The 7,477-nt window shown below is 36.2% G+C and carries 7 protein-coding genes (1 of these 7 cut by a window edge); 6 read left to right on the forward strand and 1 reads right to left on the reverse strand.

Annotated elements, in window-relative coordinates; genetic code table 11:
- Positions 1-110: 110 nt before the first annotated feature.
- The 6 genes from purH to rodA all read left to right on the forward strand — a co-directional run bounded on the left by purH (position 111) and on the right by rodA (position 7,256).
- On the forward strand, positions 111-1,643 hold the full coding sequence (gene purH, locus OD90_RS06525) for a bifunctional phosphoribosylaminoimidazolecarboxamide formyltransferase/IMP cyclohydrolase (protein ID WP_144668163.1): 1,533 nt from the start codon (positions 111-113) through the stop codon (positions 1,641-1,643).
- Between the two features lie 103 nt (positions 1,644-1,746).
- On the forward strand, positions 1,747-2,775 hold the full coding sequence (locus tag OD90_RS06530) for a rod shape-determining protein (protein ID WP_144668165.1): 1,029 nt from the start codon (positions 1,747-1,749) through the stop codon (positions 2,773-2,775).
- Positions 2,776-2,790: 15 nt separating this feature from the next.
- The gene (gene mreC / locus OD90_RS06535) at positions 2,791-3,636 is read left to right on the forward strand and encodes a rod shape-determining protein MreC (RefSeq protein ID WP_144668166.1); all 846 of its coding nucleotides are present in this window, start codon (positions 2,791-2,793) and stop codon (positions 3,634-3,636) included.
- A complete protein-coding gene (locus OD90_RS06540; RefSeq protein ID WP_144668168.1) occupies positions 3,626-4,132 on the forward strand; it encodes a rod shape-determining protein MreD in 507 nt (168 codons plus the stop codon). Before mreC ends, OD90_RS06540 begins: the two co-directional genes overlap by 11 nt.
- Positions 4,129-5,997, forward strand: coding sequence for a penicillin-binding protein 2 (gene mrdA, locus OD90_RS06545; RefSeq protein WP_144668170.1), 1,869 nt, complete (start codon positions 4,129-4,131; stop codon positions 5,995-5,997). The genes OD90_RS06540 and mrdA overlap by 4 nt, the downstream gene beginning before the upstream one ends.
- A complete protein-coding gene (rodA, locus tag OD90_RS06550) occupies positions 5,997-7,256 on the forward strand; it encodes a rod shape-determining protein RodA (protein ID WP_144668172.1) in 1,260 nt (419 codons plus the stop codon). The genes mrdA and rodA overlap by 1 nt, the downstream gene beginning before the upstream one ends.
- A gap of 78 nt (positions 7,257-7,334) precedes the next feature.
- On the opposite strand, the gene OD90_RS06555 is transcribed toward rodA, so the two are convergent.
- Positions 7,335-7,477, reverse strand: the 3' portion of a protein-coding gene (locus tag OD90_RS06555) for a hypothetical protein (RefSeq protein WP_144668174.1). 112 nt of this gene lie beyond the right edge of the window; 143 of the gene's 255 nt are visible here — the last part of the coding sequence; its start codon lies off the right edge, out of view; the stop codon is at positions 7,335-7,337.

The raw sequence follows: 7,477 nt of genomic DNA on the forward strand, positions 1-7,477 counted from the left end.
CTCATACTATTTTGTTCATAGAATACTCATTTAAAAAGTCTTAAAATTCCTATTTTTGAGGCTTTAAATTCCTAACGATACGCATAACAGAAACCTTCAACCCTTCTACAATGACCCAAACAAAAAAAATAGGCGCAGCACTCATTTCTGTATTTCATAAAGATGGACTCGCTCCTATTGTACAAAAACTTCATGAGCAAGGAGTAACTCTCTATTCTACAGGAGGAACTGAAAAATTCATTAATGATCTGGGCATCCCGGTTGTAGCTGTAGAGGATGTAACTTCCTACCCCTCTATTCTAGGTGGACGTGTAAAAACTTTACACCCCAAAGTTTTTGGGGGTATCCTCAATCGTCAGGATCACGATGGTGATGTTAGTGAGATGAAAGAATATGATATCCCGCAACTAGACTTAGTTATCGTGGATTTATATCCTTTTGAAAAAACTGTGACTTCTGGTGCTTCAGAACAAGATATCATAGAAAAAATTGATATCGGCGGCATTTCGTTAATACGCGCTGCGGCAAAAAACTTTAAGGATACACTATGTGTTTCTTCAATGGAAGATTATTCTGAAGTTTTAAAGATCATTTCAGAAAATGACGGAAATGTTTCTATGGAAGATAGAAAACGTTTTGCCGCAAAGAGTTTTGCTATTTCATCTCATTATGACACAGCCATATTTAAATATTTTAATAAAGAACAACAAATACCAGCTCTTAAGTTAAGTGCAAATGACGGTAAAGAATTGCGTTATGGAGAAAACCCACACCAGCGCGGAACCTTCTTCGGAGAATTTTCTGAAGTATTTGATAAACTACACGGCAAGGATTTATCTTATAACAACTTACTCGACGTAGATGCTGCTGTAAATCTTATCTCAGAATTCCAAAATGAAAAACCTACGTTTGCGGTATTAAAACACAATAATGCCTGTGGTTTTTCACAACGCGACACAATGCTTGATGCATATGTAGATGCACTTGCTGGAGATCCTACTTCTGCCTTTGGAGGTGTTCTAATTGCAAATGGCCAGATAGACAAAAACACTGCAGTAGAAATACATAAACTCTTTTGTGAGGTAGTCATTGCCCCATCATTTACTGAGGAGGCGCTTGAGATATTAAAAGGGAAGAAAAATCGCATACTTCTTAAACTAAAAAAAATAGTTCTACAAGAGCAGCTTTTGCGCACCTGTTTAAATGGAACTCTTATCCAAGATAGAGATTACATAACAGATAGTAAGGAAGACCTTACAAATGCTACGAACAAAATACCTTCTGAGAACGAGGTAGAAGACTTATTATTTGCTTCAAAAATTTGTAAACACACCAAGTCTAACACCATTGTTCTTGTTAAAGGAAAGCAATTATGTGCGAGTGGAACTGGTCAAACTTCTAGAGTAGATGCTCTAAAACAAGCTATAGAAAAAGCAAAATCTTTTGGTTTTGACCTATCAGGTTCTGTAATGGCTAGTGATGCATTTTTTCCTTTTCCAGATTGTGTAGAGATTGCAGATAAGGCAGGAATTACATCTGTGATTCAACCAGGAGGATCAATTAAAGATCAATTAACGATTGATTATTGTAACGAAAATAATCTTTCAATGGTCATGACTGGAACAAGACATTTCAAACATTAATAAAAGTTTAAGGGACTACGCTTTCGCGAAAGCGTAATTTTAACCCGAATAGTTGTACTTTTAGCAATACACCTAAAACTAACGCATAACCCCGAAATACCTTATGGGCTTTTTTGATTTTTTAACTGAAGATATTGCAATTGACCTTGGCACTGCAAACACCTTGATAATTCATAACGATAAAGTAGTAGTAGACAGCCCGTCTATTGTTGCACGTGATAGAACTACAAAAAAAATTATTGCGGTAGGAAAAGAGGCAGCACAAATGCAAGGCAAAACTCACGAAAATATCAAAACAATTAGACCTCTAAAAGACGGTGTAATTGCAGATTTTGATGCCTCTGAGCAAATGATTGCTATGTTCATTAAGGAAATTCCAGCTCTAAAAAAGAAGTTTTTCCCTCCGGCCCTACGCATGGTCATTTGTATTCCATCTGGAATTACAGAAGTAGAGATGCGTGCCGTTAAGGAAAGTGCAGAGCGCGTGAATGGTAAAGAAGTTTATCTTATCCATGAGCCTATGGCAGCAGCTATAGGAATTGGCGTTGATATTATGCAACCCAAAGGGAATATGATTGTAGATATAGGTGGTGGTACTACAGAGATTGCTGTGATAGCTTTAGGAGGAATTGTGTGTGACAAGTCTGTAAAGATTGCGGGCGATGTATTTACAAACGACATCATATACTATATGCGTACACAACACAATTTATATGTAGGTGAACGTAGTGCAGAGAAAATAAAAATACAAATAGGTGCCGCAACCGAAGATCTTGAAGTTCCTCCAGAGGAAATGAGTGTCCAAGGGCGTGATCTACTTACTGGAAAACCAAAACAAGTACAAATAAGCTTTCGCGAAATTGCAAAGGCGCTAGACAAATCCATACTTCGAATAGAGGATGCTGTAATGGAAACCCTCTCACAAACTCCACCAGAACTCGCTGCAGATATTTATAATACTGGTATTTACCTTGCAGGAGGTGGGTCTATGCTACGAGGGCTAGATAAACGTTTGTCTCAAAAAACAGACCTTCCCGTATATATAGCAGAAGACCCTCTTAGAGCTGTAGTACGCGGAACAGGGATTTGTTTGAAAAATATCAATAAATATAAGAGTGTTCTTATAAAATAAGAGATTTCATAGATTATGCAGCAGATTATCAATTTCTTGATCAGGAACAAACACTTCCTGTTGTTTGCATTTTTAGTTCTCTTATCACTCACATTTACAGTACAGTCTCATTCCTACCATAGAAGTAAAGCTGTAAATTCTGCAAACTTTTTTACGGGTGGTATTTTTAAATCTGTAAGCAGTCTTCAAGATTACTTTAAGTTAAAAACATACAATAAACAGCTTCTCGAAGAAAATGCAAGATTACGTACATATCTTGAAAATTATGTGGATAGTGACATTGAAATTTCAAACTTAACTGAAACAACTTCACCAATACCAATAGACAGTTTACTTCAATATGAGTATATTCCTGCAGAGGTCCTAAATAATAATTATTCAAAAACAGATAATTTTATAACACTTGCGGGAGGTCTTAAAGATAGTATTCTTCCAGATTTAGGAGTTATAACCAGTAAAGGGATAGTAGGTGTTATAGACACATCTTCTGAAAACTACACTACAGTCTTATCAATTCTAAATTCTAATTTCATTACAAATGCTAAGCTACGTAGTTCTGAACATTTTGGAACCTTACAATGGGACGGTAGGGATCCTAATATGGTTCAGATTATAGATATGCAACAACAGGCTCCAGTTAAATTAGGAGACACAATAGAGACTAGCGGAAAGTCTGCAATATTTCCTAAAGGGATTCCTATAGGTACCATTGAAAATTTTGAGTTAGATCCGAGTAAAAATTTCTACACATTATCAGTAAGGCTTATTAATGACATGACTAATCTTGGTCATGTTTACGTTATAAAGAACCACAATAAAAAGGAGATTAAAGCTTTAGAAATCAAAGAAAATGAGCAGTAGCCTAGTTTTAAATATTGTCCGTTTTGTGCTTCTAATGGCTATTCAAGTATACATATTTAATAATGTAAATCTATTTGGGTATATTAATCCTTATCCATATGTTCTTTTTTTACTCATTTTTCCTTTTACAGCCAATAGATCTATCTACATACTCATTGCCTTCATTACTGGAATTACAATTGACATGTTTGGGAATAGTGGAGGAATACATGCAACTGCCTGTTTATTTCTCGCTTATTTAAGACCTTACGCTTTACGTTTTGCGTTTGGAGTGAGTTATGAATATAATACCATAAAGCTTTCTAAGGTTGGTTTTTACGAGCGTTTCGTCTTTATCGCTGTAATGGTTATTTTACACCATTTTATTTTATTTTCATTAGAAGTTTTTAACATAAGCAACATACTTTACACCTTGAATAAAACGTTGGTTACTAGTATATTTACCATTATACTATGCATCACATTTAATATCCTCTTCAGTGGGCGTCGAGAATGAGAAAATTACTACTACTTTTTATTGTACTTACAACGGGACTATTATTTATAGTTCGCCTCTTTTATTTGCAGGTGTATGACACTTCTGCCACTGTTTTATCAGAAAGTAATGCTATAAAACAACAGTTTGAAATACCACAACGGGGTCGTATTTATGATAGAAACGGAAAACTACTTGTTTCTAACCAGCCTTCTTATGATCTAATGGCTATTCCTCGAGAGATAAAACCATTTGACACCCTAAAACTCTGCACACTACTTAATATTGAAAAAGAGCAATTAGTCAAGCAACTCAATAAAGCTCGTGTATTTTCTCCAAGACACCCTTCTGTAATTGTACCGACTATGTCCCAAGAGGAGTTTGCTTTTCTCGGGGAACAGATGCGTAAATTTGAAGGTTTTTACATTCAGAAAAGATCACTAAGAGATTATCAGATTGACTTTGGCGCAAATTTTCTAGGTTTTATACAAGAGGTTCATCAAGGTATCATCAATAAGGATCCTTATTACAAGATGGGTGATTTAATAGGTCGTCAGGGGGTTGAGCAACAATATGAAGAATTATTAAGAGGTAAAAAAGGGATCCAATATTTACAAAAGGACCGTTTTAATAGAGTAATAGGTCCTTATAAGGAAGGACAACTAGATGTCAAACCAGAGGAAGGAAAAAATATATATCTTACTATAGATTCTGAATTACAAAAATACGGTGAGTTATTAATGCAAGGAAAACGTGGTGGGATTGTAGCAATTGAGCCAACCACGGGTGAAATTCTTGCTTTAGTAGCAGCTCCTAACTATGACCCTGCTCTTATGGTGGGAAGGGCCAGATCAGAAAATTACACCCGACTTTATAATGACTCTATTGCAAAACCTATGTTTGACAGAGCGTTATTGGGAGAATATGCTCCAGGATCTCCCTTTAAAGCACTTACAGGTTTAATAGCGCTACAAGAAGATGCAATGTCTTTACAAGATCGAGTTTATTGTAATGGAGGTTTACCTTACGGAAGAGGTCAGATATTTGGATGTCACCATCACAGATCACCTCTAGCTATGATTGACGGGATTGCACAGTCCTGTAACGCATATTTTGGAACAGCCTATCTTAAAACTCTTGCTAAATTTGACAATGTTCAAGAGGGAATGACTGCTTGGGAGAAACATCTTAAAAGTTTTGGCCTTGGGGATTTTATGGGGTATGATCTTCCTATTGGTCGTCCAGGCTTAATACCTACGGCTAAAATGTATAATAGAGTGTACGGGTATCCAGAAAGGAGATGGGGTGCTGCAGCTACGTTATCAAATTCAATTGGGCAAGGAGAAGTCGCGCTTACCCCTATGCAAATGGCTCATTTTACTGCCACAATTGCCAATAAAGGTTGGTTTTACAAACCCCATATACTCAAAAAAATTCAGGGTGTTGACACTTTACCAAAGCAGTTTGAAGAAAAGAATTTTACCACAATTGAACCTAAGCATTTTGAGCCTATCATAGAAGGGCTACACGGAGTGTATACTTCTGGTACAGCATATAACCTAAGAGTTCCTGATATCGAAATTTGTGGTAAAACAGGAACAGCAGAAAATTACACGAAAATTGATGGTGTTACCACACAGCTCACAGATCATTCTACATTTGTTGCTTTTGCTCCCAAAGACGACCCAAAGATTGCTATCGCCGTTTTTGTAGAAAATGGTTATTGGGGATCACGTTACGGTGGTCGTATAGCATCTGTTATGATAGAGAAATATATCAAAGGAGAGGTGACCAGAAAAGATCTAGAAGAATGGGTATTGACCCACACCTTAGAAGAAGAATATGCAAAGCCACTTAGTGGTAAACCTTTCAGAATAAATTATTAATGGCAAGAAATTCCCGTAGTATAGGTAGTTTTGATTGGGTTCTCATTGTTTTATACCTTGCACTTGTTACGATAGGCTGGGTTAACATCTACTCTGCATCATTCGATCCATCTGCAGAGTCTTTCTTTAGTATGAGTAATGAATATTTCAAACAGATTGTTTGGATTTTTCTTGGGTTTATCATCATTGCTTTTATTCTATTTTTAGATTCAAAATTCTTTGACCGTTTCTCAAGTGTCATATATATAATTTCTTTACTATCGCTGCTATTACTCTTCGTGTTTGGCAAAACAATCTCTGGAGCTACCAGCTGGTATAATCTAGGCTTTATGAGTTTGCAACCTAGTGAATTTGCTAAAGCTGCTACCGCTTTAGCCATAGCAAAATACTTAAGTGATTTACAGACAAACATTAGAACTATACGTGACCAAATAATAGCCTTGGTTATCATAGCGCTTCCTGCATTAATCATTATCCCGCAACCAGACCCAGGAAGTGCCCTTGTGTATGCAGCTTTCTTTTTTCCTTTATATAGAGAAGGACTTGCGGCTAGTTACCTTATTTTGGGAGCTACAGCAATCTCTTTATTTGTATTAACACTTCTGATTGGCCCCCTTTATGTTGCACTTATTGCAGTCCTTTTAGCAATCATATATTTTATAAAAAACAGGAAAAAACGTCCTTCAAAGCGACTAATTGTTGGTATTGTAACCGCTTCTTGTTTGTTTGCCTTTTCTGTTAATTATATTTTTGAAAATGTTTTTGAACAAAGGCACAGAGACCGATTTAACATTGTCCTAGGCAAAGAAGTAGATGCAAAAACTATAGGCTATAATACACAACAAAGTGAGATTGCTATAGGTAATGGAGGTTGGTTTGGTCGCGGGTTTTTAGAGGGAACACAGACAAAAGGTAAATTTGTGCCCGAACAACATACCGATTATATTTTTAGTACTGTAGGTGAAGAATGGGGTTTCTTAGGAAGTACTGTAGTTATTGTACTTTTTGTACTACTCATTTTACGCATCATTCAACTTTCTGAAAAACAAAAGAATGATTTTTCAAGAATCTATGGATATAGTGTTGCTGGTATTCTTTTCATACATTTTGTAGTTAATGTAGGGATGGTTATTGGCTTACTGCCTACGGTTGGTATTCCACTACCATTTTTCAGCTATGGGGGTTCTGGACTTTGGGGATTTACGGTATTACTTTTCATCTTTGTAAAGCTTGATGGAAATAGAATAAATGAGTGGTAAACCAATAACTATCTATTAAGGGATATAAAAAAAGCAAACATTTCTGCTTGCTTTTTGAACTCTTAATAAAGATGAAAACTACATATCGTCATTTTCATTCATGTCGTCAGTACCTTCTATCTCTTCTTCGATTTCGTTTCCTGCACTCTCTAATGCCTCACCAGTTTCTTCTGCAGCATTTTCTATTGCATCTCCAGCCTCTTCGAGTCCAGATTCAATAT

This window comes from Dokdonia sp. Hel_I_53 (genome assembly GCF_007827465.1).
Classification (GTDB): domain Bacteria; phylum Bacteroidota; class Bacteroidia; order Flavobacteriales; family Flavobacteriaceae; genus Dokdonia.